A 23,604-nucleotide genomic window follows, 5' to 3' on the forward strand; every position below is an offset into this window, starting at 1 on the left:
TTCCCTTGTTGTTATCGTGAATGTTTCTTCGGTTGCGGCGGTATGAAATAGTTCTCGCGCTCGGCGGCGGAGGCGTCGCCGAGAAGGCGCTTGTCGGGGTCGATGTCGGGAATGGCGGCGATCAGTGCCGCGGTATAGGGATGCTGCGGTCGCGCGAAAACGTCGGCCGAACGCCCCTCCTCGACGATCTCGCCGCGATACATGACCACGACGCGTTCGCAGAGATTGCGGACGATGGCGAGGTCATGTGCGATGAAGAGCAGCGTCAGCTGCATCTTTGCTTTCAGTTCCTGGAACAACTCAACGATCTGCGCCTGAATGGTCACGTCGAGAGCGGCCACGCACTCGTCTGCGATGATCATCTTCGGGTCGACAGCCAAAGCGCGCGCGATACCGGCGCGCTGGCACTGACCGCCGCTCATGCTGCGCGGCTTGCGGCCGGCGAATTCGCGCTCGAGGCCGACCAGGTCGAGCAGTTCGTTTACACGTTCGGGAATGGCCGAGGGGGCGATCTTGCCCTGGACCTTCAGGACCTCCGACAGCGTCTGTCCGATCGTCATGCGCGGGTTGAGCGCGTTGAAGGGGTCCTGGAACACCATCGCGGCCTCGCGGCATATCCGCGCCAAACCGGCTGTCGTCTGCTGCGCGAGATCGATGCCGTCGAAGGTGACATGTCCTGATGACAGCGGCGTCAGGCCGAGGATAGCGCGCGCCAGCGTGCTCTTGCCGCTGCCGGATTCGCCGACGATGCCGACGCTTTCGCCGGGCATGACCCGGAGGCTGACACCCGCCACCGCGCTCACTGTCTTCGAGCTGCCTTTGAAGAGACTGCCGCCGGTATTGAAACGGACATGCAGGTCGTCGATTTCCAGAAGCGGCTGGACCGCATGTCCCGTGCGATCGGTCTCCGCCGACGGTGTGGCTGTTTCGTCGGGCATCGACGGGTGGCTGGCGATCAGGCTTACCGTGTAGGGGTGCTGCGGATGCGTCAGGATCGCGCGCTTCGGTCCCTGTTCCAAGAGCTGGCCGCCGCGCAGGACGGCGATGCGATCGCAGGTCTGGGCGACGATGCCGAGATCGTGGGTAATCAGGATGATCGACAGGCCGCGCTTGTCGCGGATATCCATGAGCAGCCGCAGGATCTGCGCCTGGATGGTCACGTCGAGAGCGGTGGTCGGCTCGTCGGCAATCAGGATCTTGGGATTGCACGACAGGGCCACCCCGATCATCGCACGCTGTCGCATGCCGCCGGAAAACTCGTGGGGATAGCTTTCATATTGTCTTGTCGGATCGGGAAAGCCGACCTGCGTCAGGATTTCGATCGCGGCAGCGCGCGCATCCTGGGCATTCAGCCCCTGATGATAGCGGATGCCTTCGGCGATCTGATCGCCGATCCGCATGACAGGATCGAGATGGCTGGTCGGGTTCTGGAAGACCATGCCGATCTCGCCGCCGCGCACGGCAAGCATGTCCGCATCGCTGATCCCGGTCAGATCGCGGCCCTCTAGCAGCACCTGCCCACCATCGATCTTCAACAGCGAAGAGGGCAGTAGTCGTATCAGCGAGCGGCAGAACAGGCTCTTGCCGGAGCCGCTTTCACCGACGAGCCCGAGGATTTCGCCACGGCCGAGGTCGAGCGACACGCCGTCGATCAGCGTGCGAACGGTCTCGTCGCCATGGGCTTTGACTGTCAGGTCGCGAACGGAAAGAAGGGGAGCGCTCATTCGTGGACTCCCAGAATTTCGCCGAGCGCATCGCCGAGCATGCTGAAACCGAAGGCGAAGACGACGATCGACAGGCCAGGGAAGAGCGTGATCCACCATGCGGTAGTGATGAAGCTTTGGCCCTCGGCCACCATCACACCCCATTCGGCGATCGGCGGCTGAACGCCAAGCCCGAGATAGCTAACCGCGGCGCCGCTCAGGAGCACGAGCACGGCGTCGGACATCGAGAACACGATCGAGCCTGCAATGGCGTTCGGCAGAAGATGGCGGAACATGATGCGGAAGCGGCTGAAACCGAGGCTGACGGCGGCCACCGCGTAGTCACTCTTCTTCAGCACCAACATCTGTGCCCTGATCAGTCGTGCATAAGAGACCCAGCCGACCAGCGCCATGGCGATATAGAAACTGCTGAGCCCCGGTCCGAGGATGGCAATGATCGACAGCATCAGCACCAGGAATGGAAAGGCTAGAATGATGTCGACGAGCCGCATGAACAGCGCATCGACGATGCCGCCGAAAAAGCCGGCGATGGTGCCGACCGTCGTGCCGATAATGAAAGGGAAGACCACGCCGATGATGGCGATCTGCAGATCGATCCGGGTTCCCCAGATGACCCGCGAGAGGATGTCGCGGCCGAAATTGTCGGTGCCGAAGGGATGCAGTAGCGACGGCGCCTGCAGGCGCACATCGGCGTTCTGGAATATCGGGTCATAGGGCGCGATCAGCGGCGCGCCGATGGCAAGGATCAGGAAGACCAGCAGGATGCCGGCGCCGACGCAAAGCGCCGGGCGCTTGCCGATGAGCTTGCGCCAGCTGAAGGATGCGGGAGAAGATACTATGGCACTCATAGCGTCACTCTGGGGTCGACGGTGACGGTAACGATGTCGGCGATGAAATTGATAAGAACGGTGGCGCAGGCAAACACCATGGCCACGCCCTGCACGACCATATAATCGCGCGAGAAGATGGCGCGCACCAGAAGCTGCCCCATGCCCGGCAAAGCGAAGACGCTTTCCACGACGACGGTGCCGCCTATCAGCCAGCCGATGTTGACTGCCAGAAGGTTGATGGTCGGAACCAGCGAGTTCGGAAGCACGTGCTTCCAGAAGACGATGCCCTCGGGCATACCACGCGCGCGCGCCGCCGTCGCGACATCCGACTTCAGCCCCTCGATCATCGCGGCCCGCAGGCTGCGAGTCAGGACAGTGGAGAGCGACAAGGCGATCGTCAGGCTCGGAAGCACCAGGTGAGCGAGCTTGTCACCAAACGTCGCGCCGTAGCCGGAAACCGGGAATATGCCGAGTTGCACGCTAAAGACGATGATCAGCATCAGGCCGAGCCAGAACGGTGGGAAGCCAATGCCGAAGGTGGAGATCACCCGCACCGCATGGTCAGCCGCGCCGCCCCGGTTACGTGCGGCAATCGCTGCCATCGGCACCGCGATCAGCACCGAGAGGATGACGCTCGTCAGAACCAGCGCGACGGTGGGTTCGATGCGGGTCAGGATCAGCTTCAGCACGTCGATCTTGTAGAGGATGGATTTTCCCATCTCGCCATTGGCGAGATTGCGCAGGAAGTAGAAATACTGCAGCCACATCGGTTCATCGAGGCCATATTGCGCCCGGATATTGGCGATGGCCGCAGGCGTCGCGCGGGTGCCGAGAATGTTGCGCGCGGGATCGCCGGGGATCAGCCGGACCAGAATGAAGGTGATGACGCTGATGCCGAAAATGACGGGCAGAAACTGCAGCGGACGCGTGAGAACAAATCTATAGCGATGCATTGTGGCGATCGCCCCTTTCCATCCGCATGATGCTTGTTGGCTTTCTATGCATCAGCTTGCCTTGTGCCGCGACAGAAAGTCCAGAAGCGCCGGGTAATAATCGCCGGGGTTCTCGTAGAAGGGCATGTGGCTGGCGTTGGCGAAGACCTTCAGCTCGGCGTTCGGCAGCGCAAGCTTCATGCGCAGCGCGCAGGCGGGCGTCAGTTCGTCATGCTCGCCGGTGGTTATCAGCGTGGGGACGGTAACGCGAGGCAGGTCTGGGATGCGGTTCCAATCCTTGAGGTTGCCGATATAGAGAAACTCGTTCGGTCCCTGCATCGTGCCGTAGGGTCCCATGTTCCAATCGTCCAGCGAGCGGCGGACCGGGGCCGGCCACTCGGGCAGGCGACAGACGTGGCGATAGTTGAGAATGGTCACGGCGGCCTGGTATTCCGGGTGGTCGTATGTGCCCTGCGCTTCGTGCTTCTGCATCATCGCTACCGTTTCCGGGCCAAGTGCTGAGCGCAGCCGTTCAAGCTCCAGAATGAGATGGGGCATGTCTGCGACGGTATCCTCGAGGATCAGCGTCTGCAGGTGCTCGGGGTAGGTAAGCGCGTAGTCGATCGCCAGCCAGCCGCCCCAGGAATGGCCGAGCATGTGCACCTTGCCGAGGCCGAGCGCCTTGCGCACGGTTTCCGTCTCCTCGACATAGCGGCCGATGGTCCAAAGGGCCGTATCGTCAGGCCGGGCCGACGCGCCGGTTCCCAGCTGGTCGAAGGCGACGACACGGTAGCCTTTGTAGATGAGACAGGAATGCGCTTCACGCAGATAATCGCAGGGAAGGCCGGGTCCGCCGTTCAGGCAGAGCACCGTCTCGCTGCCGCTTCCGAAGCTGTAGGCGACAACCTTGAAGCCATCGACCTCGATGTCGTATCGCTGGTCCGGCTCGATTTCACGCCACATTGATGTCTCCGGCAAAAGATTCTTCTTGCTCATTAATTGGGCAAGGCTAAATTTTTATCCCAAACAGCGTTTCGCGCCAGCTATAAGAAGTGATAGGTGGCGCTTCGCTCACCGGGAGTCGGCCATGCTTGATGAGATCCGTGCGATCAAAACACAATTCACCGATCACCAGACTTTGGATGGGCGTATCGATCAGGTCTTCGAGGAAATGAAGGCCCTCGGCTTCGAGGCGTTGATCTATGACTACACGCCGATCCCCTACGATCTGGACGGCGAGATCATGATCCCCTCGCTCTTGAAGCTGCGCAACATTTCCGACGACATGCACGACTACTGGTTCAACCGCGGCTATTTCCGTATCGATCCGGTTCAGCAAGTGGCGCTGCGCACGTCGACGCCGTTCTTCTGGAATTACGATGCCAATGCCGAAACGCTGATCAACCGCTTCATGGGCGAGAATACCGAGCCGGTGGCGCGCTATCTCAGCGAGCGCGACATGTCGACGGGCGTGACGGTGCCGATCCACATGCCGCGCGGCGACTACGCGACGGTCACCGGCATTCGCTACGGTCGCGAGAAGGGCTTCCAGAAGCAGGCTTTGCGCTACATCGCCGATTTCGGGCTGCTCGCCCACGTCTTCCACGAGGCCGCCTTTCCGCTGTTCGACGCGGACGCCTGCAGCGCCGGCAAGGCGCGACTGACCGAGCGGGAGCGCGAGTGCCTGCGTTATTCGGCGGAAGGGCTTTCGGCCAAGGAGATCGCCCGCATCATCGAGCGCTCGGTGCCGACTGTTGTCATGCACCTCAATGCGGCCGCCAAGAAACTCGGCGCCAAGAACCGCACCCAGGCGGTTGTGCGCGCCACGCACTACCGCCTTCTCGAGGACCGGCCATCCTATAACTTGTGATAGCTGCCACGGTTTCAGCGGCCACGCTATGGTTTTCCATCGAATACCCAAAGATGGAGCTATCAGTGACCGCTGTCACGTCGAAGGAAGACTACCTCCCGTTTCGCGATTACCGCACCTGGTATCGCATCACCGGTTCACTCGACAGCGGCAAGCTGCCGCTCATCGTCGCCCACGGCGGGCCAGGCTGCACCCATGACTATGTCGATTCCTTCAAGGGTATCTCCGCGCTTGATGGCCGCGCCGTCATCCACTACGACCAGCTCGGCAATGGCAATTCCACACGTCTGCCGGAAAAGGGTCCGGATTTCTGGACGCCGGCACTGTTCCTTGAGGAACTCGATGCACTGCTAGCGCATCTCGGCATTGCCGATCGCTACGCTTTCCTCGGCCAGTCCTGGGGTGGCATGCTGGGTGCCGAACATGCGGTTCGAAAGCCGAAGGGCCTGAAAGCCCTGGTGATCGCCAACTCTCCGGCCAACATGCACACCTGGGTTTCCGAGGCCAATCGCTTGCGCGAGGAGCTGCCGAGAGAGGTGCAGGACACGCTTTTGAAGCACGAGCAGGTCGGCACACTGACAGACCCCGAATACATCACCGCATCAAGGGTTTTCTACGATCGCCATGTCTGCCGTGTCTCGCCATGGCCCTCCGAAGTCGCCCGCACCTTCGCGATCATGGACGAGGACAACACCGTCTACCGCAACATGAACGGCCCGACCGAATTCCACGTCATCGGCACGATGAAAGACTGGACGATCGAGGACCGGTTGAGCCGGATCGAGGCGCCGACGCTGCTGATCTCAGGCAAGTACGACGAAGCCACTCCGCTCGTCGTCAAGCCTTACGTCGATAACGTTCCCGATTGCGAGTGGGTGCTGTTCGAACAGTCGAGCCACATGCCGCATGTCGAGGAAAAGGAACTCTGCCTCGCCACGGTTTCGAAATTCCTGTCGCGTCACGACTGAGGCAAAAGCGTCCTTGAACGCAATATAGCTATGCGCTGCCCCTCGTGGGGCGGCGCTTTCCTGACGCGGTCACGCCGGAGCGCGGACCGCATCAATCGCAGATCGCTTCCGCCTCGATCTCGACCTCGTAATCGCCGACCAGATTGCCGGCCTCGATCAGCGTGTTGGCGGGCAGGACCTCAGCGAAGGCGCGTCCGTGCGCGCGCGAGACGGGCTCCCACTGATTGGCATCGCGCAGATAGATGCGCGTTCTGACGACGTCTTCCATCTTGCCGCCGAGAGCCGATATCGAAGCCGCGATCTTGTCGAGGATGTAGGTCGCCTGCGCGCCCGCGTCGCCTGATGCGACGCAGCGGTTCGTGCCATGCGTCGCCGTCGTGCCGGACACGAGAATACGATCTCCCACCCTGACGGCGCGGCTATAGCCGGCGATCGGCTCCCAGATGCTGCCGGATGACACCCGCGAGCGCCCTGGACGACCGGGCACTGGCTGAGCCGTATAGACGGATGGAATGGCATCCAGATGGTGGCTGAGATCGCCGGAGGCGGTGAGGAACGGCGGCTTGCGATATTCGTCGCCGCAATCGCCGGGGATGGGTTGCGTCTTTGTAAATGCGGCGTTCAGCGCGGCGTGATCCTCTTCGTCGAGCGCGAAGGAGAAGACGTTGAGATTGTCGCCGCGATGCTCGTTCTCGCCGATGCGCGCACCGACGATCGTGGCGGCGACGGCGTCGTGTTCCAGTACCCAGCGGCTCGCGACGTTTGAGATCGACACACCATGCTTGGCCGCGATGGTTTGGGCGGCGCCGAGAATGCCTTGAAAGGCCTCCCAGCCGCCGGCGGTGTCGATGAAGCGTTTGTATTTCGAGCGGCTCCAATCGGCGATCGACGTCGGCTCGGGTTGGCCCAGCCACTTCTCGGAGAGAAATCCGCCACATAGCGTCCCATAGGCGAGAAGCTTGACGCCGCTTTCGGCGCAGAGCTTCGAGAGCGCACCCGCAGCGCGGCGGTCGACCAACGAGAACGAGACCTGATTGCTGGCGATCTCGATGCCGTCGGCAAGCGCCAGCGCCAGATGTCCGGCGTCGAAATTGGTGAGGCCGAGCGCGCCGATCAGGCCTTCCTCGCGCAGGCGCCGCATCTCGTGCAGGGCGTCGAGCCACGCCGGATGCTCAAAGCTCCACCAGTGGAATTGCAGGAGATCGACCTTATCGACACCAAGCCGCGTCAGCCGCTCCTCGACGCCGCGGCGCACGACATCAGCCGTCATCGGTCCCGGCTCCGGGCACCATTTGGTGAAGGCGACAGGCCGCTGGCCATTCTGATAGCGCGACAGCAGTCGCCCCGTGATCAACTCCGCCGAGCCATAGTGATCGGCCATGTCGAACGTGTCGAAACCGTCGCGCGCATAGGCCTGCAGCACATCGGCGCCCTTGTCGGGATCGATAATCGTGCCGTTCTTCTCGATGTCGGCCACCTGCCAGAGACCGCAGACGATGCGGCTGATGGAGAGATCCTTGGTGAGCGCTATGCGTGGGGGCGTGGTGGTCATGTTTCTATTCCCTGGATGTCTGTTTGCGCTTGCCGGTGAGCGAGGCCAGCGCGTTGGAAGCGCCAAGAATGCCGCGGGGGCGCAGGAGCAGGATGAGGCAGAGCCCGACGCCGATCATGACGATCTGCAGCGATGCCGCACGCGCCTGCTGTTCGGGCGGCACGAAGGCGGAGACGGCGGCGGCCGACAGTGCCCACAGGCCCCAGACCAGTACCGCGCCGAGAATGGCGCCGCGATTGTTCCCAGAGCCGCCGACGATCAGCATCGCCCAGACCTGGAAGGTCAGGATCGGCAGATAGTTGTCGGGCGCGATGAAGCCGATGAAATGGCCTTGCGCGGCACCGGCAAGCCCCATGATCGCGCCGCCGATGGTGAAGGCCTGCAGACGAAAGCGGATCGGCCGCTTGCCGAGCGCCTGCGCCGCGCTCTCATCCTCGCGGATCGCGCGCAGCACACGGCCCCAGGGGCTCTTCGCGAGATGCTGGAGCGCCAGATAGAGCGCCAGCACCACGGCCGCCATCAGCGCGAGATTGGAAAGGGAAAATGCCAGCGGATCGGCGGCAAGGCTCCCGAACGGGCGCGGAATGAAGCCGATGCCGAAGGCGCCGCCTGTCAGCGGCTGCAGGTTGAGCACGCAAAGCTGCACCGTGACCGCAACGCCGAAGGTGGCGATGGCGAGATAATCGGATCGCAGCCTTATGGTCAGTGCGCCGACCAGCCAGGCGGCAAGCCCCGCGAACAGCGCGCCGCCGAGCCAGCCTATGGCGATCGGCATTTCGAAACCGCCGAAGCGGCCGGGCGCATCCGGCGTTGTCAAAAGCGCCGATACGTAAGCGCCGATCGCGACGAAGGCGGCGATGCCGACGTTGAACAGGCCGGTCTGGCCCCACTGGACATTGAGCCCGAGGCACATGATGGCATAGGTCAGCGCCATGGTGAGGAAGAAGGCGGCGTAGGCGATCAGATCAAGGCTCATGCCGCTCTCCCGAACAGGCCGCGCGGGCGAAGAAGCAGGACCGCCACAAGGATGACGAAGGAAACAGCCGCCCGCCATTCGGCGCCGACGATCTGAACGGCCGCGGCCTCCGACAGGCCGACGATCAATCCAGCGATCATCGCGCCGGGAACGCTGCCGATCCCGCCGAGGATCGCGGCTGCAAACAGCGGCAGCAGCAGGTCGTGGCCGAGATAGGGGCGGATCTGTACCAGAAGGCCGGTCATGATGCCGGCGATGCAGGCAAGGGCAGCACCGACGAACCAGACGACGCGGATCACGCGGCGCACATCCACGCCGGCGATGCCCGCCAGAGCCGGATTTTCGCTGACGGCGCGCATCGAGCGGCCGATATCGGTGCGGGTCATCAACAGGTGGATGGCGACGACCGCGACCAAGGACAGGCCGAGCGACAGGAGCTGATCGGGCGTGGCGCGCAGGCCGCCGCCGATCTTCACGGCGATCTGCAGTGCCTTCGTGTAATAGGCGGGCTTCGAGGTGAAGATGAATTCGAGCAGGCTGCGCAGCGCAAGCGAGGCGCCGAAGCTCGCCATGACGAGGATGATGATCGCGCCGCCGCGCGCCCGCAGGCGCCCGAACAGCACCGCATCGACGGCGAGCGCAAGCAAGCCCGTGAGCAGGATCGAGATGACGGCCGCAAGCGGCAGCGACCAGCCGAAGGAGAAGGGGCCGATCGGCTTGGTCAGCGACGTGGACAGGAGGCCGAGGCCGCCGCTGACGGCGAGCGCCAGATAGGCGCCCCAGGAGAGCATCTCGCCATGGGCGAAATTGGCGAAGCGCAGGATCGAATAGGTGAGCGTCACGCCGATGGCGCCAAGGCCGATCATCGCGCCGGCAACCAGGCCGTCCATGAGAAATTGCGGGTTCATGGTGCCTCCGACGCCTGCTTGGTGGTGCCGAGATAAAGCTTGGCGATCAGCGGGTCGCCGAGCAGCGAAGAGGCCTCGCCCTCGTGCCTGATCCTGCCTTCGACCAGGATGACGGCGCGGCTGGCGATTGCGAGCGCCGCCTTGACGTTCTGCTCGACGAGAATGACGGTGACGCCGCCGGCGTTGATCTCCTTCAGCATCGAAAACACCTCGCCGACGATCTTCGGCGACAGACCGGCGGAGGGTTCGTCGAGGATAAGGACGGAGGGATCGACGATCAGCGCGCGGGCGACCGCCAGCATTTGCCGCTGTCCACCCGATAACGCGCCGGCAAGGCGCGAGGGCTTACTGGCGAGATCGGGGAAACGACGATAGAGCGCGGCGATCCGTTCGGCTCGCTGCGCCTTCGGCAGGACGGCTGCGGCAAGCTGCAGGTTTTCGTGGACGGTCAGCGTCGCGAAGATGTTTTCTGTCTGCGGCACGAAGGCAAGGCCTTCGGCGATCTTGCGGTGGGACGCGACGCGGGTGATCTCCCGCTCGCCGAGCAGGACGCTTCCCGAGTGGATTGGCACCACGCCGGCGATCGCCTTGACGAAGGTCGATTTCCCAGCTCCGTTCGGCCCGAGCAGCACCAACAGCTCTCCGGGTGCCACCGAGAGATCGACGCCGCGCACGATCGGCAGATCGGGTTCGTATCCAGCGACCAGCGCACGGGTTTCAAGCGCCGGCGCGGTCATGCGGCCGCTCCGAGGTAGGCTTCGATGACATCGGGATTGGAGGCGACGTCGGCAGGCGTGCCCTCGGCCAGCGGCTTGCCGAGCGCCATGGCCACGACGCGCGAGCAGAGCCGCGACACCATATCCATATTGTGTTCGATCAGCAGGATCGACTTGCCCTGCGCATTGAGCTCCAGCACGCGTTCCATGATCGTTTCCAAGAGTGCCGGATTGACGCCCGCCGCCGGTTCGTCGAGCAGGATCGCCTGCGGGTCGGCCATCAGGATGCGCGCCAACTCCAGCAGCTTGCGCTGCCCGCCTGAGAGAACCTTGGCAGGCTGTCCTTCGAGGCCGGAGAGGGTGACGAACTCCAGCAGCGCGCGCGCCTTCTCGATCGCCAGCCGTTCCTGCTGCCTGACATGACCGAAGCGCAGGAAGTTGGCAAACAGCCGCTCGCCGTCCTGCGCCTGCGCGCCGACAAGCACGTTTTCGAGCACGGTCATCTCGAGAAAGGGCTTCGGGATCTGGAAGGTGCGGCCGACGCCGCGGCCAATTCTCTGTTCCGGGCTTTCCTGCGAGACCTCGCGGCCGCCAATCCAGATCTCGCCCGATGTCGGCTTGAGGCTGCCGGCGATCAGATTGAACAGCGTCGTCTTGCCGGCGCCGTTCGGGCCGATGAGGCCTACCATTTCGCCTTCGCCGAGCCTGAGCGACATGCCGCCGACGGCCACGTTGCCCTGAAACGACTTCACCAGCTCGCGCGCGTCGATCACGGCTCTGGCAGGTTCTGCCACTTTCGGTGGGGCGTCTGGCACTGGCAAAGGCATGGAAAAAAGAAGTCTCTTGATTTGATTGGTGATGTTTGATCAAACTTCACCCCATGGTGAAAAGCAACCGAAAAAAGCAGCGTTCCACGGAGCAGGCTCGATGGTAGTCCCCTCTGCAGGAGCCCATGCGAGCAAGCCGGCCGATCGCGACGACGCACTGTCGCCGGTCGGGCGCGAAACGCTGCAGGACCGCGTCTACGCGCAGCTGCGCAATTCGCTGATCAACGGCATGTTCGATGCCGGCGACGTGCTGCGTATCGTCGATCTTGCCGAGCGGCTGCAGACCAGCACCATGCCGGTGCGCGAGGCGCTTGGCCGCCTCGTGTCCGAGCAGGCGCTGGAATCGCTGCCCAATCGCTCGGTGCGTGTGCCGCTGATCACTCGCGAGCGTCTCGACGATCTGGCCCGCGCCCGCATCCTGATCGAGGGCCAAATGGTTGCGCTGGCGCTGCCCAATCTGACGGATGACGATTTCGCTGTGCTGAAGCAGATCAATATCGACTGCGACCTCGCTTTCGAGCAGCACGGCAAGGATATCGGCCATGTCACCTCGGCGCTGAACCAGCAGTTTCATTTCCACATCTATCATGCGGCGCGCTCGCAGGTGCTGATCCCGATCGTCGAGAGCCTGTGGCTGCAATCGGGCGCGATCATTCGCAAGGCCGCGCATATTCACGACGAACAGGGCGGACTTGCCGCCACCAATCATCATTGGGCGCTGATCGATGCGCTGGAAAAGCGCGATGTCGAGGCTGCGATGCAGTCGCTCTCCAACGATATCAGCCGCTCCTTCGATCTCATCCGCGGGCGGCTGGATGCCGAACCCGACGGCAATGCATCGGGAGACGATCATGGCTGAACCCATCAACGACGGCTTCGACCTGTTCGATCTGAGGGTCGACGTGATCATTCCAGACGGCGGTGCCGTCTATTGCGGCGCCAGGCCGGGTGATCATTTCGAGCTCAGAGGCGAGATGCTGCACCTGCCGGAAGGGCAGGGGATCTCAATCTACTCGCTCTCCTCCGTGCTGCCGCTGCTCGCGGCCAAGCAGCGCCCGACCGATCGCAACGACTGGATGACGACGGACGCCGACATCGCTTGCCCGGACCCCAATTGCTCGACACGGCTCAGGATCACCCGCACGGGTATCCGCCGTTTCAGCCATGCCGCCACCACGGCGGTTCCCTTGAATGACGAATAGGCCGAAAGATATGCAGCGCATTACCATCGCCCCCGGTTACGAAATCTCCCGCGTCATCCGCGGCGGCTGGCAGCTGGCTGGCGGGCACGGTACGATCGATGGCGACAGCGCCGTCGAGGACATGATCGCATTTGCCGATGCCGGGATCACCACTTTCGACTGCGCCGACATCTATACCGGCGTCGAGGAACTGATCGGCCGTTTCCGCGTCGCCTACAAGAACCTGCGCGGCGCCGAGGCGCTGTCGCGCATCCGCGTCCACACCAAGTTCGTGCCCGATCTCACGGTCCTGCCAAACATCAGCAAGGCCTACGTCGAAGGCGTCATCGATACCTCGCGCAAGCGGCTTAACCTCGATTGCCTCGATCTCGTGCAATTCCACTGGTGGGCCTATGACATCGAGGGCTGGCTCGAGACGGCCGGCTGGTTAAAGGAACTGCATGAGGCCGGCAAGATCGGCAAGATCAGCGGCACCAATTTCGACACGGATCATATCGACAAGATCATCGGCTCGGGCGTGCCCTTCACCTCGTTGCAGCTGCAATACTCGCTGCTCGACCGGCGCCCGGAAAAGCGTATGGTGGCGCTTGCTCAGGAGAAGAATTTCGCGCTGTTCTGCTACGGCACCGTGGCTGGCGGCTTTCTCGGCGATCGCTGGCTCGGCCAAACGGAGCCGGAGCATCCGCTCGAAAACCGCTCGCTGACGAAATACAAGCTGATCATCGACGATTTCGGCGGCTGGGATCTGTTCCAGGCTCTGTTGTCGACGCTGCGAGGGATCGCCGACCGGCACGACACCGATATCGCCACCGTTGCCAGCGCCGCCATGCTGACCAAGCCAAGCGTCGCGGCGGTGATCGTCGGCGCCCGCAACAGGGAGCATCTGAAGTCCAATCTCGCCATCGCCGATATCGCGCTCAGCGAAACGGATAGAGCCGAGATTGATGCGATCCTTGCGCGATCAAAGCCGCTCGACGGCGACGTCTATACGCTGGAGCGGGACAGGGAAGGCCGCCACGGCAGCATCATGAAATACAATCTCAACAAAGGGGAACAAAAATGAAAACGACATTCCTGCTTTCCGCCATGGTTGCTGCCCTTGCGGCGTCCACGGCGCCGACGTTTGCTGCCGATTGCGACATCACCGTCGGCCTCGTCATGGAACTGACCGGCCCTGCCGGTGAATATGGCCAGGCGGGCGCGAAGTCCGTCGAGATGGCCTTCCGCGATATCAACGACGCCGGTGGCGTCAACGGTTGCAAGATCGTTGCCGACACGCGCGACAGCCAGAGCCAGGGCAACGTCGCCGTCGATCAGGCGACCCAGCTCGTCAACATCAAGAAGGTGCCCGTCATCATCGGCGGTATCATCTCGTCGGTATCGATCCCGATCCTGACATCGGTAACAGCGCCGGCTGGCGTCGTGCAGGTCTCGCCCGCATCCTCTTCGCCGACGCTGACCGAGCTTGGCCGCAGCGGCAAGACCAACGGCGTCTTCTTCCGCACCATCACGTCCGATGCGCTGCAAGGCACGGCGGCCGCGAAATTCGCGATGGATCAGGGCCTGAAGAAGATCGCGATCATCAACGTCAACAACGACTTCGGCGTCAACATGGTCAAGGAGTTCGCGACCGCCTACCAGAAGCTCGGCGGCACGATCACCTCGACGACGCCCTATAACGAGAAGCAGTCGAGCTACGCGTCCGAAGCCAGCGCCGCCATGGCCGGCGATCCCGATGCGCTCTATCTCGTTAGCACGCCGGTCGATGGCGCGACCATCGCCCGCGCCTGGGTTTCCGGCGGTGGCAAGCAGACCTTCTTGTTGAACGACGGTATGAACTCCAAGGACTTCATCGAGAGCGTCGGCGCGCAGTACCTGGAGAACGCCTACGGCACCTCCTCGGGCACCAGCCCGACGGCGTCGACCGAATATTTCAACGGCAACTACGAGGCCTTCTCCGGCGGCATCTCGCCTTCTGCCCCAGCCGCCGATCGCTCTTATGACGCGGGTGCGATCGTGGCGCTGGCGATCGCCAAGGCCGGCAAGGCCGATGCGGCAGCCATCAAGGCAGCAATGCCGGAAGTTGTCGCCGCGGGTGGCACGCCGATCCATGCCGGCAAGGAGGAGTTCGCCAAGGCGCTGCAGCTCATCAAGGAGGGCAAGCCGGTGAAGTATGAAGGGGTTATCGGTCCTGTCAGCTTCGACACGTACGGCGACATCACCGGTCCTTTCCGGCTGTGGAAGATCTCCAATGGCGAAGTGACGACGGTCGGCGAATTGAGCGCCGAAGAGGTCACCAAGATCAAGACCGCGCAGTAAAGGTGCCAGGCGACATGGGAGCTGTGCTCCCATGTCGCACCAGTCTGGTCTGGGCGCCTATGCGGTTTGTTGGGTAAGCAGTGTCGTTCGCGGATCGCGCCGTGTAAAAACGATACGATGCATTTGGCAACCAACACGACAGGCCATCGACACATGAAAAAACGCCCAATCCTTTCGATCTGTTCGATCGCCAGCCTGCTCGTCATGACATCCGCGGCATCCGCCGAGGATCTCGAGAATGGGCGGCGGGTGTTCAGGCTGTGCGTTGCCTGTCACACGGTCGATTCCGATCGCAACGGTTTCGGCCCGCATCTGAAGGGTGTCTTCGGTCGTGCGGCTGGAAGCTTGCCCGACTACCGATATTCAGATGCGATGAAGACGGCCGGTGCCGGCGGACTTGTCTGGGACGAGGCCGCGCTCTCGGAATTTCTATCCAGCCCGAAGAAGAAAGTGCCGGGAACGAAGATGAGCTTCGGCGGCCTCTGGACGGCTTCTGAAATCACCGACCTTATCGCCTATCTCCGAGCCAATCCCTAGATGCCGCAAATGTCGGCCCACCACGACTTGACGTCTCGGCGCCGGATCGCCTAAGTCACACTTGATGGTTCCCGAAGGGATGACTTCCGACGGGATTAATAGGGAACACGGTGCGGATGACCCGAATGGGGCCAAGACCGTGGCTGCCCCCGCAACTGTAAGCGGATTGCCTGATGTCCTTGTGGTGTTCGTCTTGAACACCATGCCACTGCGAAGCTCTTCGTGGGAAGGCAGATGTCGGGTGCATATTCGCAAGCCAGGAGACCTGCCGTCAAAATAGTGTCCACCATCCCGGACGGGGTTGTCCGGAGAGGAGCATCATATGATGGTTTTTGACGTCAGCCGCTGGCGCGGTCCCGCTTTATTCCCCTCCGCAAATCTCATGTCCGTGATCCTGCGCTAGCGTTCGCCGCCGCATGATGTCAGGCGAGCGCTTTGCTGTTTCGTCCTGCATCATCCGCGGCGGTCCCCGCTTCGAGTTTCACAGCCACAGCCAGTCGGCTGCGGGCTTCAGCCATACATGAGGACCAATATGAACCGCATCATCCTGCGAACCGCGCTGCTTTCGATCGCGACGGCTTGCGCTTTCACTACCTTTCTCCCCGCCGCCCATGCAGCGGCAACGACCTATCCGCTGACGATCACCAATTGCGGCCAGCAGGTGACATTCGACAGCGCGCCGACGAAGACGGTCTCGATCGGCCAGGGCATGACCGAAATTCTCTATTCGCTCGGCCTCGCCGACAAGATCGTCGGCACGGCGGTCTGGGTCGGGCCGGTGCTGCCCGCCTATGCCGAGGTCAACCAGAAGATCAAGCGGCTGGCCGACAATGATCCGAGTTTCGAATCCGTCGTCGGCCAGGAGCCGGACTTGGTTGCGGCCGAGTTCGAATGGCATGTCGGCACGCAAGGCTCGGTCGGCAAGCGCGAGCAGTTTGCAGGGCTCGGCATCAAGACCTATGTCTCGCCGGCCGATTGCGTCGCGAAGGTCAACACCGATGGTGGTGACGGCGTGCGCAGCGAGCTCTTCACCATGGAGCTGATCTATCAGGAGATCGCCGAACTGGCGGAAATCTACGACATCCAGGATCGCGGCGCGGCCCTGATCGCTGACTTGAAGAAGCGCGAATCGGATGCCGTGGCATCGCTCGGCGGGTCCGCGAAGGATCTGCCCGTCGCCTTCTGGTTTTCCAGCAAGGAAGTGCAAGGCGATGCCTTTATCGCCGGCAAGAACAGTGCGCCGGCCTATATTCTGAAGACGCTCGGCGCCCGCAATGTCGTCAGCACCGAGGAAGAGTGGCCGCTGGTCGGCTGGGAAACTATCGCGCAAGCTAATCCTGGTGTCATCGTCATCGCCACCATGGACCGCCGCCGCTATGCCGCCGACGATCCGAAGGTGAAGATCGATTTTCTTGAAAAAGACCCGGTCACCAGCCAGCTCGATGCCGTCAAGGACAGGCACTTCGTCGAGATGGATGCGCAGTCGATGAACCCGACGATCCGTACCATCGATGGTCTAGAACGCCTCGCCGCCGGCATCAAGTCCTTCGGTCTTTCCAAGTGAGGCACGCGTCGATAGCCCACCGAGGATGGAGAGCGCTGCTTGTGCTCTTCGTCCTTGCCGTCGTGGCATTGGGCTTTGTCATCAGTCTCGCCGTATCCATCGGCGAGATCTCCATTCCTGTCGGCACGACGGCCAAGGCAGTTACAAACCGCGTGCTTGGCACCGGCTTCGAACTCAGCCGCATCCATGAAGGCATCATCTGGGATTATCGCCTGAGCCGCGCGCTTGTCGCCGCCAGCGCCGGAGCGGCTTTGGCGCTATGCGGCGCGGTGCTGCAGGCGTTGCTGCGCAATCCGCTGGCTGAACCCTACGTGCTCGGCATCTCCGCCGGCGCGTCCACCGGCGCCGTCGCCGTCATGATCCTCGGCTTCGGCTATGGCGTCCTGACGCTTTCGGCCGGCGCCTTCGTCGGCGCCGTCGCGGCGTTCCTGCTGGTGTCTTTGCTGGCGGCGGGATCGGGCGGTGGGACGGACCGCATCATTCTCGCGGGCGTCGCCGGCTCGCAACTCTTCAACGCGCTGACATCCTATATCGTCACGACATCGGCCAATGCCGAGCAGGCGCGAGGTGTCATGTTCTGGCTCCTCGGCAGCCTTTCCGGTGTGCGCTGGCCGGATGTCTATCTTGCCGCTCCCGTGGCGATTGGCGGCTTTCTCGTCTGCATGCTTTACGCCCGTGCGCTAGACGCCTTCGCCTTCGGCACGGATGCGGCGGCAGCGCTCGGCATTCCCGTTGCCGGTATCCGGATCGTGCTGCTCGCGCTCACGGCGCTCCTTACCGCGACGATGGTCAGCATCGTTGGCTCGATCGGCTTTGTCGGCCTAGTCATTCCGCATGCAGCGCGATTTGTGGTCGGGCCGGGGCATGGGCGCCTGTTGCCGGCAACGGCGATATCCGGCGCCATCTTCATGGTGGTCGCCGATATCGTCTCGCGCGTCATCATCCCGCAGCAGGTGCTGCCGATCGGCGTCGTCACCGCGCTCTTCGGTGCGCCGGCATTCGCGCTCATTCTCTACAAGGCGAGGCGGCCCGCATGAGCATTTCCATCAGCGATGTGCATTGGGCAACGTCAGGCGTGCTTGTTGTCAAGGGTGTGAGCCTCGAGGTCCCCACTGGCCAGACGCTCGGCCTGATCGGGCCGAACGGTTCGGGAAAATCCAGCCTGCTGCGATTGATCGGCGGGTTGCGCAAGGTGAAGAGCGGTGTCATCGCGCTCGGCGATACCGGCATCGACACGCTTGCACGCCGCGATATCGCCCGGCGTGTTGCCTTTGTCGAGCAGCAGGCCACGACCGAAACACAGGTGACGGTCACCGAGGTCGTCCGTCTCGGGCGCACGCCGCATCGCGGTCCGCTGGCGCCTTGGAGCGCCCATGACGAGGAGGCGGTCGAGAACGCGCTGCGGCAGGTGGGCATGGTCGAGAAGGCGCGGCAGCTCTGGCACACACTGTCGGGCGGCGAGCGCCAGCGTGTGCATATCGCCCGCGCACTGGCGCAGACGCCGACCGAGCTTCTGCTCGACGAGCCGACCAATCACCTCGACATCCAGCATCAGCTCGAAATCCTGTCGCTGGTTGCCACGCTGCCGATCACCAGCATCGTTGCGCTGCATGATCTGAACCTCGCCGCCATGTTTTGCGACAGGATTGCTGTGCTTAGCCAGGGTCGACTTGTTGCGGTCGGACCGGCGGACGAGGTATTGACCGAAGGCTTGATCGCCGACGTGTTCGGGGTGCGCGCCCATATCGAGCGCTCGCCGCATCATGGTCGGCAGCATATCCATTTTCTTGCCTGTATTTCTTGAGGTCCGATGTCCATCAGACAAACCAATTTCGATTTGAAGGAAGAGATCAGGGACTACTGGTCCAAGCGCTCGCAGACATTCGATCTTGCCTTCGGCCACAGGATACCGCGCGGCCCGGAGTTCGATGCTTGGCAGCAGCCGATGCGCGATCATCTGGGGCCGAAGCCCTTGCGGGTCCTCGAACTTGCCTGCGGCACTGGTGAGGTCACGGCGGTGATCCACGATCTCGGCCACGATGTGACTGCGCTGGATTTCTCGGAGGCCATGCTGTCCATCGCCAAGGCCAAGCACGCCGGCAAGGAACGGTTGCGCTTCGTGCTGGCGGACGCTGAAAACCCGATGGAGCCGGATGGCCGCTACGACGCGATCATCTGCCGGCATCTGGTGTGGACGCTGACTGATCCTGCAAAGGCGTTCGGCGAGTGGCATCGGGTGTTGAAGCCGGGTGGCACACTTCTTGTCTTCGACGGTGATTGGGCGAAGCCGACAAGGCTCGGCCGCGCTGCGGCATGGCTCATCCGCCGGATCGATCGTTTCTGCGGCGCTGACCGGCATTATGACGGCGCGATGAGCGAGCGCCACTCGGCGATCATGGCTGGACTCCCCTTCGGCGCCGGGCTGCGGCCGGATGATCTCGTTCCGCAATTGAAGCAGGCCGGCTTCGTGGATTTCGAGATATCGTCGCATGGACCGATCGCGAAAGCCCAGCGGCGTGGCGCCAATCTGCGCAACAAGCTCAGGACGCTGGTCTATCGGCGCTTCATTCTCGTCGCGAAATCCGCAGGCGTTTCATAAGGTAGCAACAGCTGAATTGCGAATTCTGCAGCCTGTTGCCATCGCAGCATGTTGACGTTATCGGCTAGACGAGGTCATCTGCGCATAACGGCATGGCGCTCATGCTTGCGGTGATCGGCACGGGAGGCCGGATCACCGTCTGGAAAGGCCGAGCGCCGGCAGTCTCAAGGGAGGAATACGCCTGTCAGTCAGCCCGATCGGATCGGGATGGGCTGAGACCCTTGAACGCTAGGACTCCCGGAATGGCATACAGCACGACGATCGAACGAACGCGCTTCGGCTTTCGCGATCTCAAGGACCTCCTCGCAAAAGCGACGCCGGAACGCTCCGGCGATCAGCTCGCCGGTATCGCGGCCAGCGGACCAGTCGAGCGGCTCGCCGCGCAAATGGCGCTTGCCGATCTGCCGCTGAAGGCGTTTTTGGCTGAAGAGGTTATCCCATCGGAGAGCGATGAGGTCTCGGCGCTGATCGCGAGGCAGTTCGACGCGCAAGCCTTCGCGCCGATCAGTTCGTTCACTGTGGGCGAGTTTCGCGAGTGGTTGCTGAAGCCGGAAACAGACCAGCGGACGCTTGAAGCGATCACATATGGCATCACCCCGGAAATGCTGGCGGCCGTTTCGAAGATCATGCGGCTGCAGGATCTGATCGCTGTCGCCGCCAAGCGGCAGGTCGTCACACGCTTTCGCAACACGCTCGGTCTGACCGGCCGCCTGTCGACCCGCAACCAGCCGAACCACCCGACCGACGACAGCCGCGGCATCGCCGCTTCGGCGATCGATGGCCTGCTGATGGGCTCCGGCGACGCGGTTATTGGCGTCAACCCGGCGACTGACAGCGTCGAGGACTATGTGCGGATCGTCTCGCTGCTCGACGAAATCCGCGAGCGGCTCGCCATCCCCACACAGACTTGCTGTCTCGGCCACGTTACCACCGCCATTCGCGCTGTCGAGGCGCGGGCGCCGGTTGACCTGATGTTCCAGTCGGTCGCGGGTTCGCAGAAGGCCAATGAAGGCTTCGGCATCGATCTGGCGTTGCTGAAGGAGGCGCAGGATGCCGGACGGTCGCTGAAACGCGGAATGCCGGGCGCCAACCTGATGTATTTCGAAACAGGGCAGGGTGCAGCGCTCTCGGCCGACGCGCATTTCGGCGTCGACCAGCAGACGATGGAAACCAGGGCTTACGCGGTCGCGCGCGAGTTCGATCCGTTGCTGGTCAACACTGTGGTCGGCTTCATCGGTCCGGAATATCTTTTCAACGGAAAGCAGATCATCCGCGCCGGTATCGAGGATCATTTCTGCGGCAAGCTGCTCGGCCTGCCGATGGGCGTCGATGTTTGTTACACGAACCATGCCGATGCCGACCAGGAAGACATGGATACGCTGTTGACGCTGCTTTGCGCGGCAAACGTCAATTTCGTCATCACGGTGCCCGGCGCCGACGACATCATGCTGAACTACCAGTCGCTGTCCCACCACGACGCGGTGTTCTGCCGCGAGACCCTTGGCCGCCCACCGGCGCCGGAGTTCGAGACGTGGCTGCGCGATGTCGGACTGACCAATGATGCCGGGGCGCTATCGGGCGCGCCCGCCATGCTGACCGATTACCTGTCGAGGGCCGCTCTTGTCTAAATCCACCGCCACCGAACTCAGAGCCGATTACCAGCCGACCACCGTCGATCTGGCCGAGATGACCGATGCGCGCGTCGCGCTCGGGCGCTTCGGGTCCGGAGCGCCGACCAAGGCGCAGCTGGCTTTCCTGCTCGATCACGCACGGGCCCGCGAAGCCGTATGGTCGACGGTCGACGAGGATCGGCTGAAGAGCGATCTCGATGCGCTCGGGCTGGATGTCGTGTCGGTGGAGAGCATGGCTGAAGATCGCGGCAGCTATTTGCGCCGGCCTGATCTTGGCCGCAAGTTGTCGCGCGCTTCGGTCGAGCGGCTGGATGCTCTGCCGTCTGAGGGCAAAGGGTGCGACGTCGTCATCACCATTGCCGACGGTCTCTCGTCAAGCGCGGTCGATATCAATGCGGTCGCGCTCGTGCGCGAACTCGCGGGCCTGTTGCGCTTAGCCGGCTTGTCGATCGGCCCGATCGCCGTCGCGCGGCAGGCGCGCGTGGCGCTTGCGGACGAGGTCGGCGAAATTCTCGGTGCGCGGATGACGATCGTGCTGATCGGGGAGAGGCCGGGTCTCTCCGCTGCCGACAGTCTCGGCGCCTATATCACCTACGAGCCATCCGTCGGCACACCGGATTCACGGCGGAACTGCGTCTCGAACATGCGCGAGGGCGGCCTGTCGATGGAGCAGGCGGCGAAGACCATCGCCGGTCTCATCGCCGACATGACGAAGACAGGTGTGAGCGGCGTCGGCCTGAAGGAAGCGCTGGTGAGGCTGCCCAGCGCTTCGTGATCGGCGTCAGCGGATCCCGGCCCGTGCGCGCGGCCGCGTGTCGTTGCGCTCGTGCTCGAAGATGGCGCCGGGAAGCGGCAGCTTGCCGCGAATGATGTCCGAGCCCTTCTCGCCCACCATGATGGTCGGCGCGTTGGTGTTGCAGGAGGGAACGCGCGGCATAACGGAGGAATCGCAGACGCGTAGGCCTTCCAGTCCGTGCACCTTGAGATCGAGCCCGACGACCGCGTCCGCGCCCGTACCCATCTTGCAGGTTCCGACGGGGTGATGGTCGGTCTTGGCGTTGGCGCAGCCATAGTCGAAGAGCTCGTCGTCGGTCATCACCTTCGGTCCGGGAAGCCGCTCGGCCAGCACGAAGGGCTTCAGCGCCGCCTGCTGCATGATTTCCCGCGCGATCTTCAGGCCTTCCAGCGACATCGTCCGGTCATGCGGGTCGGACCAGTAGTTCGGATCGATCAGCGGCGCTGCCGCCGGATCGGACGATTTGAGCCTGACGGTGCCGCGCGAGCGCGGGTGGAGATAGGCCGAGTTCAGCGTCACGCCGGCATTCTTCAGCCGCTCGACGCCCGCCTCGATGCCGGAGCCGAGGCCGAGGTGGAACTGGATATCGGGAGAACGCGCATTCGGGTCCGCATACCAGAAACCACCAGTCTCGAAGAGCGAGGACGCAACCGGGCCGGTGCGGAAGAGGATGTATTCCAGCCCCGCCCAGACCGTCCGGTGCAATTTGGCGACGCCGTCATAGGTGTGGTCGCCGGTACATTCGCAAATGACGAAGAGGTCGAGATGATCCTGCAGGTTGCCGCCGACGCCGGGGAGATCGTGGTGCACCTTGACGCCAACGGATGTCAGATGATCGGCCGGGCCGATGCCGGATTGCAGCAGGAGCTTCGGCGAGCCGATGGCTCCCGATGACACCAGCACTTCGCGTTCCGCGCGGATCACTTCGGAGCCCTTGTCCGTCACGACTTCGACGCCGACCGCTCTTGTTCCCTCGATCACGATCCTGCTCACGCGGGCGCCGGTGCGGATCGTCAGGTTCTTTCGGTCCTTGATGGGCGAGAGATAGGCGAGTGACGCGGATGAGCGGCGGCGGTCGCGCTGGGTCAGCTGGTAGAAGCCGACGCCCGCCTGCTGCTTGCCGTTGAAGTCATGATTGTAGGGAATGCCGAGCTCCTGGCCGGCACGGATATAGGCGTCGCAGATCGGCAGCGCGGAGACCGGCATCGAGACACCGAGCGGTCCGCCATAGGCGTGATAGTCGTCGGCGAAGCGCTGGTTGTCCTCGGCGCGCTTGAAGTAGGGGAGGATCGAGCGGTAGTCCCAGCCCTCGCAGCCGTCCTCGCTGGCCCAGAGATCGTAGTCGGCTGAATTGCCCCTTGTGTAGAGCTGGGCATTGATGGACGAACCGCCGCCTATCACCTTTGCCTGCGTATAGCGCAGTACCCGGCCTTTCATGTGCTTCTGCGGAACGGTTTCCCATCCCCAGCTGGCCACACCCTTGGTCATCTTGGCAAAACCGGCCGGCATATGAAACAGCGGGTTCCAGTCACCGCCACCGGCTTCCAGAAGCAGCACGCTGACATCTGGATCTTCGCTCAGCCTGCTGGCGAGCACGCAGCCGGCGGGACCCGCGCCCGTTATGATATAGTCAAAGCCCATTGGTTCTATCCT

General features: G+C 63.0%; 23 protein-coding genes and 1 riboswitch. Of the genes, 13 read left to right on the forward strand and 10 right to left on the reverse strand.

Going from position 1 to position 23,604, the window contains the following annotated elements; all coding sequences use genetic code 11:
* Window positions 1-11: 11 nt before the first annotated feature.
* The 4 genes from ACIQUB_RS12920 to ACIQUB_RS12935 are packed head-to-tail and all read right to left on the reverse strand — an operon-like array spanning window position 12 to window position 4,449.
* A complete protein-coding gene (locus tag ACIQUB_RS12920; protein WP_402929988.1) occupies window positions 12-1,724 on the reverse strand; it encodes a dipeptide ABC transporter ATP-binding protein in 1,713 nt (570 codons plus the stop codon).
* Entirely contained in the window at window positions 1,721-2,572 is an 852-nt protein-coding gene (locus ACIQUB_RS12925; RefSeq protein ID WP_402929990.1) for an ABC transporter permease, read from the reverse strand. The genes ACIQUB_RS12920 and ACIQUB_RS12925 overlap by 4 nt, the downstream gene beginning before the upstream one ends.
* On the reverse strand, window positions 2,569-3,507 hold the full coding sequence (locus ACIQUB_RS12930) for an ABC transporter permease (RefSeq protein WP_402929992.1): 939 nt from the start codon (window positions 3,505-3,507) through the stop codon (window positions 2,569-2,571). Before ACIQUB_RS12930 ends, ACIQUB_RS12925 begins: the two co-directional genes overlap by 4 nt.
* Window positions 3,508-3,558: 51 nt before the next feature.
* Window positions 3,559-4,449 (reverse strand): proline iminopeptidase-family hydrolase, encoded by an 891-nt coding sequence (locus tag ACIQUB_RS12935; protein ID WP_402929994.1) that lies wholly within the window; start codon window positions 4,447-4,449, stop codon window positions 3,559-3,561.
* A gap of 124 nt (window positions 4,450-4,573) precedes the next feature.
* On the opposite strand from ACIQUB_RS12935, the gene ACIQUB_RS12940 reads away from it, so the two are divergent.
* Together ACIQUB_RS12940 and ACIQUB_RS12945 are read left to right on the forward strand one after the other, a co-directional pair.
* Entirely contained in the window at window positions 4,574-5,356 is a 783-nt protein-coding gene (locus ACIQUB_RS12940; RefSeq protein ID WP_113235988.1) for a LuxR family transcriptional regulator, read from the forward strand.
* Window positions 5,357-5,409: 53 nt separating this feature from the next.
* The gene (locus ACIQUB_RS12945) at window positions 5,410-6,324 is read left to right on the forward strand and encodes a proline iminopeptidase-family hydrolase (protein ID WP_402929997.1); all 915 of its coding nucleotides are present in this window, start codon (window positions 5,410-5,412) and stop codon (window positions 6,322-6,324) included.
* 91 nt (window positions 6,325-6,415) lie between these two features.
* On the opposite strand, the gene ACIQUB_RS12950 is transcribed toward ACIQUB_RS12945, so the two are convergent.
* From ACIQUB_RS12950 to ACIQUB_RS12970, 5 genes are read right to left on the reverse strand one after another with little or no spacing between them, the layout of a single operon-like run.
* Window positions 6,416-7,876, reverse strand: a complete 1,461-nt coding sequence (locus ACIQUB_RS12950) for an aldo/keto reductase (RefSeq protein WP_402929999.1) — start codon at window positions 7,874-7,876, stop codon at window positions 6,416-6,418.
* A 4-nt stretch (window positions 7,877-7,880) separates the two neighbouring features.
* Complete coding sequence (locus ACIQUB_RS12955; RefSeq protein ID WP_402930001.1) at window positions 7,881-8,852, reverse strand: branched-chain amino acid ABC transporter permease; 972 nt, start codon at window positions 8,850-8,852, stop codon at window positions 7,881-7,883.
* Window positions 8,849-9,760 (reverse strand): branched-chain amino acid ABC transporter permease, encoded by a 912-nt coding sequence (locus tag ACIQUB_RS12960; RefSeq protein ID WP_402930003.1) that lies wholly within the window; start codon window positions 9,758-9,760, stop codon window positions 8,849-8,851. The genes ACIQUB_RS12955 and ACIQUB_RS12960 overlap by 4 nt, the downstream gene beginning before the upstream one ends.
* Entirely contained in the window at window positions 9,757-10,497 is a 741-nt protein-coding gene (locus ACIQUB_RS12965) for an ABC transporter ATP-binding protein (protein ID WP_402930005.1), read from the reverse strand. The genes ACIQUB_RS12960 and ACIQUB_RS12965 overlap by 4 nt, the downstream gene beginning before the upstream one ends.
* The gene (locus ACIQUB_RS12970) at window positions 10,494-11,303 is read right to left on the reverse strand and encodes an ABC transporter ATP-binding protein (RefSeq protein WP_402930007.1); all 810 of its coding nucleotides are present in this window, start codon (window positions 11,301-11,303) and stop codon (window positions 10,494-10,496) included. The genes ACIQUB_RS12965 and ACIQUB_RS12970 overlap by 4 nt, the downstream gene beginning before the upstream one ends.
* Before the next feature lie 100 nt (window positions 11,304-11,403).
* Here ACIQUB_RS12970 and ACIQUB_RS12975 point away from each other — a divergent pair, with 100 nt between their 5' ends.
* The 11 genes from ACIQUB_RS12975 to eutC all read left to right on the forward strand — a co-directional run bounded on the left by ACIQUB_RS12975 (window position 11,404) and on the right by eutC (window position 21,930).
* On the forward strand, window positions 11,404-12,162 hold the full coding sequence (locus tag ACIQUB_RS12975) for a GntR family transcriptional regulator (protein ID WP_402930009.1): 759 nt from the start codon (window positions 11,404-11,406) through the stop codon (window positions 12,160-12,162).
* Entirely contained in the window at window positions 12,155-12,505 is a 351-nt protein-coding gene (locus tag ACIQUB_RS12980) for a TIGR04076 family protein (protein WP_402930011.1), read from the forward strand. Before ACIQUB_RS12975 ends, ACIQUB_RS12980 begins: the two co-directional genes overlap by 8 nt.
* A gap of 10 nt (window positions 12,506-12,515) precedes the next feature.
* A complete protein-coding gene (locus tag ACIQUB_RS12985) occupies window positions 12,516-13,568 on the forward strand; it encodes an aldo/keto reductase (RefSeq protein WP_402930013.1) in 1,053 nt (350 codons plus the stop codon).
* Window positions 13,569-13,591: 23 nt separating this feature from the next.
* On the forward strand, window positions 13,592-14,824 hold the full coding sequence (locus ACIQUB_RS12990; protein ID WP_402930295.1) for an ABC transporter substrate-binding protein: 1,233 nt from the start codon (window positions 13,592-13,594) through the stop codon (window positions 14,822-14,824).
* A 153-nt stretch (window positions 14,825-14,977) separates the two neighbouring features.
* Window positions 14,978-15,361 (forward strand): c-type cytochrome, encoded by a 384-nt coding sequence (locus ACIQUB_RS12995; RefSeq protein WP_402930015.1) that lies wholly within the window; start codon window positions 14,978-14,980, stop codon window positions 15,359-15,361.
* 48 nt (window positions 15,362-15,409) lie between these two features.
* A riboswitch (cobalamin riboswitch) is annotated at window positions 15,410-15,649 on the forward strand.
* 244 nt (window positions 15,650-15,893) lie between these two features.
* Window positions 15,894-16,925 carry an ABC transporter substrate-binding protein gene (locus ACIQUB_RS13000; protein WP_402930017.1) on the forward strand — a complete coding sequence of 344 codons (1,032 nt, stop codon included), beginning with the start codon at window positions 15,894-15,896 and terminating at the stop codon, window positions 16,923-16,925.
* 41 nt (window positions 16,926-16,966) lie between these two features.
* The gene (locus tag ACIQUB_RS13005) at window positions 16,967-17,962 is read left to right on the forward strand and encodes a FecCD family ABC transporter permease (protein WP_402930019.1); all 996 of its coding nucleotides are present in this window, start codon (window positions 16,967-16,969) and stop codon (window positions 17,960-17,962) included.
* Window positions 17,959-18,729 carry an ABC transporter ATP-binding protein gene (locus ACIQUB_RS13010; RefSeq protein WP_402930021.1) on the forward strand — a complete coding sequence of 257 codons (771 nt, stop codon included), beginning with the start codon at window positions 17,959-17,961 and terminating at the stop codon, window positions 18,727-18,729. Before ACIQUB_RS13005 ends, ACIQUB_RS13010 begins: the two co-directional genes overlap by 4 nt.
* A gap of 12 nt (window positions 18,730-18,741) precedes the next feature.
* Window positions 18,742-19,524, forward strand: a complete 783-nt coding sequence (locus ACIQUB_RS13015; protein ID WP_402930297.1) for a class I SAM-dependent methyltransferase — start codon at window positions 18,742-18,744, stop codon at window positions 19,522-19,524.
* A 242-nt stretch (window positions 19,525-19,766) separates the two neighbouring features.
* Complete coding sequence (locus ACIQUB_RS13020) at window positions 19,767-21,152, forward strand: ethanolamine ammonia-lyase subunit EutB (RefSeq protein ID WP_402930023.1); 1,386 nt, start codon at window positions 19,767-19,769, stop codon at window positions 21,150-21,152.
* Window positions 21,145-21,930, forward strand: a complete 786-nt coding sequence (gene eutC / locus ACIQUB_RS13025) for an ethanolamine ammonia-lyase subunit EutC (protein ID WP_402930025.1) — start codon at window positions 21,145-21,147, stop codon at window positions 21,928-21,930. The genes ACIQUB_RS13020 and eutC overlap by 8 nt, the downstream gene beginning before the upstream one ends.
* A 6-nt stretch (window positions 21,931-21,936) precedes the next feature.
* On the opposite strand, the gene ACIQUB_RS13030 is transcribed toward eutC, so the two are convergent.
* Window positions 21,937-23,592, reverse strand: coding sequence for a GMC family oxidoreductase (locus ACIQUB_RS13030; protein ID WP_402930027.1), 1,656 nt, complete (start codon window positions 23,590-23,592; stop codon window positions 21,937-21,939).
* Window positions 23,593-23,604 lie beyond the last annotated feature (12 nt).

The sequence above is a fragment of the Rhizobium sp. NPDC090275 genome (assembly GCF_044772225.1).
Classification (GTDB): domain Bacteria; phylum Pseudomonadota; class Alphaproteobacteria; order Rhizobiales; family Rhizobiaceae; genus Rhizobium.

Bases quoted from the DNA above. Each gene is read 5' to 3' on its own strand.
- ACIQUB_RS12925 (WP_402929990.1), bottom strand. From the start codon at position 2,572: ATGAGTGCCATAGTATCTTCTCCCGCATCCTTCAGCTGGCGCAAGCTC.
- ACIQUB_RS12995 (WP_402930015.1), top strand. From the start codon at position 14,978: ATGAAAAAACGCCCAATCCTTTCGATCTGTTCGATCGCCAGCCTGCTC.
- ACIQUB_RS12950 (WP_402929999.1), bottom strand. From the start codon at position 7,876: ATGACCACCACGCCCCCACGCATAGCGCTCACCAAGGATCTCTCCATC.
- ACIQUB_RS12965 (WP_402930005.1), bottom strand. From the start codon at position 10,497: ATGACCGCGCCGGCGCTTGAAACCCGTGCGCTGGTCGCTGGATACGAA.
- ACIQUB_RS12970 (WP_402930007.1), bottom strand. From the start codon at position 11,303: ATGCCTTTGCCAGTGCCAGACGCCCCACCGAAAGTGGCAGAACCTGCC.
- ACIQUB_RS12945 (WP_402929997.1), top strand. From the start codon at position 5,410: ATGGAGCTATCAGTGACCGCTGTCACGTCGAAGGAAGACTACCTCCCG.
- ACIQUB_RS12920 (WP_402929988.1), bottom strand. From the start codon at position 1,724: ATGAGCGCTCCCCTTCTTTCCGTTCGCGACCTGACAGTCAAAGCCCAT.
- ACIQUB_RS12960 (WP_402930003.1), bottom strand. From the start codon at position 9,760: ATGAACCCGCAATTTCTCATGGACGGCCTGGTTGCCGGCGCGATGATC.
- ACIQUB_RS12985 (WP_402930013.1), top strand. From the start codon at position 12,516: ATGCAGCGCATTACCATCGCCCCCGGTTACGAAATCTCCCGCGTCATC.
- ACIQUB_RS12935 (WP_402929994.1), bottom strand. From the start codon at position 4,449: ATGTGGCGTGAAATCGAGCCGGACCAGCGATACGACATCGAGGTCGAT.
- ACIQUB_RS13010 (WP_402930021.1), top strand. From the start codon at position 17,959: ATGAGCATTTCCATCAGCGATGTGCATTGGGCAACGTCAGGCGTGCTT.
- ACIQUB_RS12955 (WP_402930001.1), bottom strand. From the start codon at position 8,852: ATGAGCCTTGATCTGATCGCCTACGCCGCCTTCTTCCTCACCATGGCG.
- ACIQUB_RS13020 (WP_402930023.1), top strand. From the start codon at position 19,767: ATGGCATACAGCACGACGATCGAACGAACGCGCTTCGGCTTTCGCGAT.
- ACIQUB_RS12930 (WP_402929992.1), bottom strand. From the start codon at position 3,507: ATGCATCGCTATAGATTTGTTCTCACGCGTCCGCTGCAGTTTCTGCCC.
- ACIQUB_RS12940 (WP_113235988.1), top strand. From the start codon at position 4,574: ATGCTTGATGAGATCCGTGCGATCAAAACACAATTCACCGATCACCAG.
- ACIQUB_RS13000 (WP_402930017.1), top strand. From the start codon at position 15,894: ATGAACCGCATCATCCTGCGAACCGCGCTGCTTTCGATCGCGACGGCT.
- ACIQUB_RS12975 (WP_402930009.1), top strand. From the start codon at position 11,404: ATGGTAGTCCCCTCTGCAGGAGCCCATGCGAGCAAGCCGGCCGATCGC.
- ACIQUB_RS12980 (WP_402930011.1), top strand. From the start codon at position 12,155: ATGGCTGAACCCATCAACGACGGCTTCGACCTGTTCGATCTGAGGGTC.
- ACIQUB_RS13030 (WP_402930027.1), bottom strand. From the start codon at position 23,592: ATGGGCTTTGACTATATCATAACGGGCGCGGGTCCCGCCGGCTGCGTG.
- ACIQUB_RS12990 (WP_402930295.1), top strand. From the start codon at position 13,592: ATGGTTGCTGCCCTTGCGGCGTCCACGGCGCCGACGTTTGCTGCCGAT.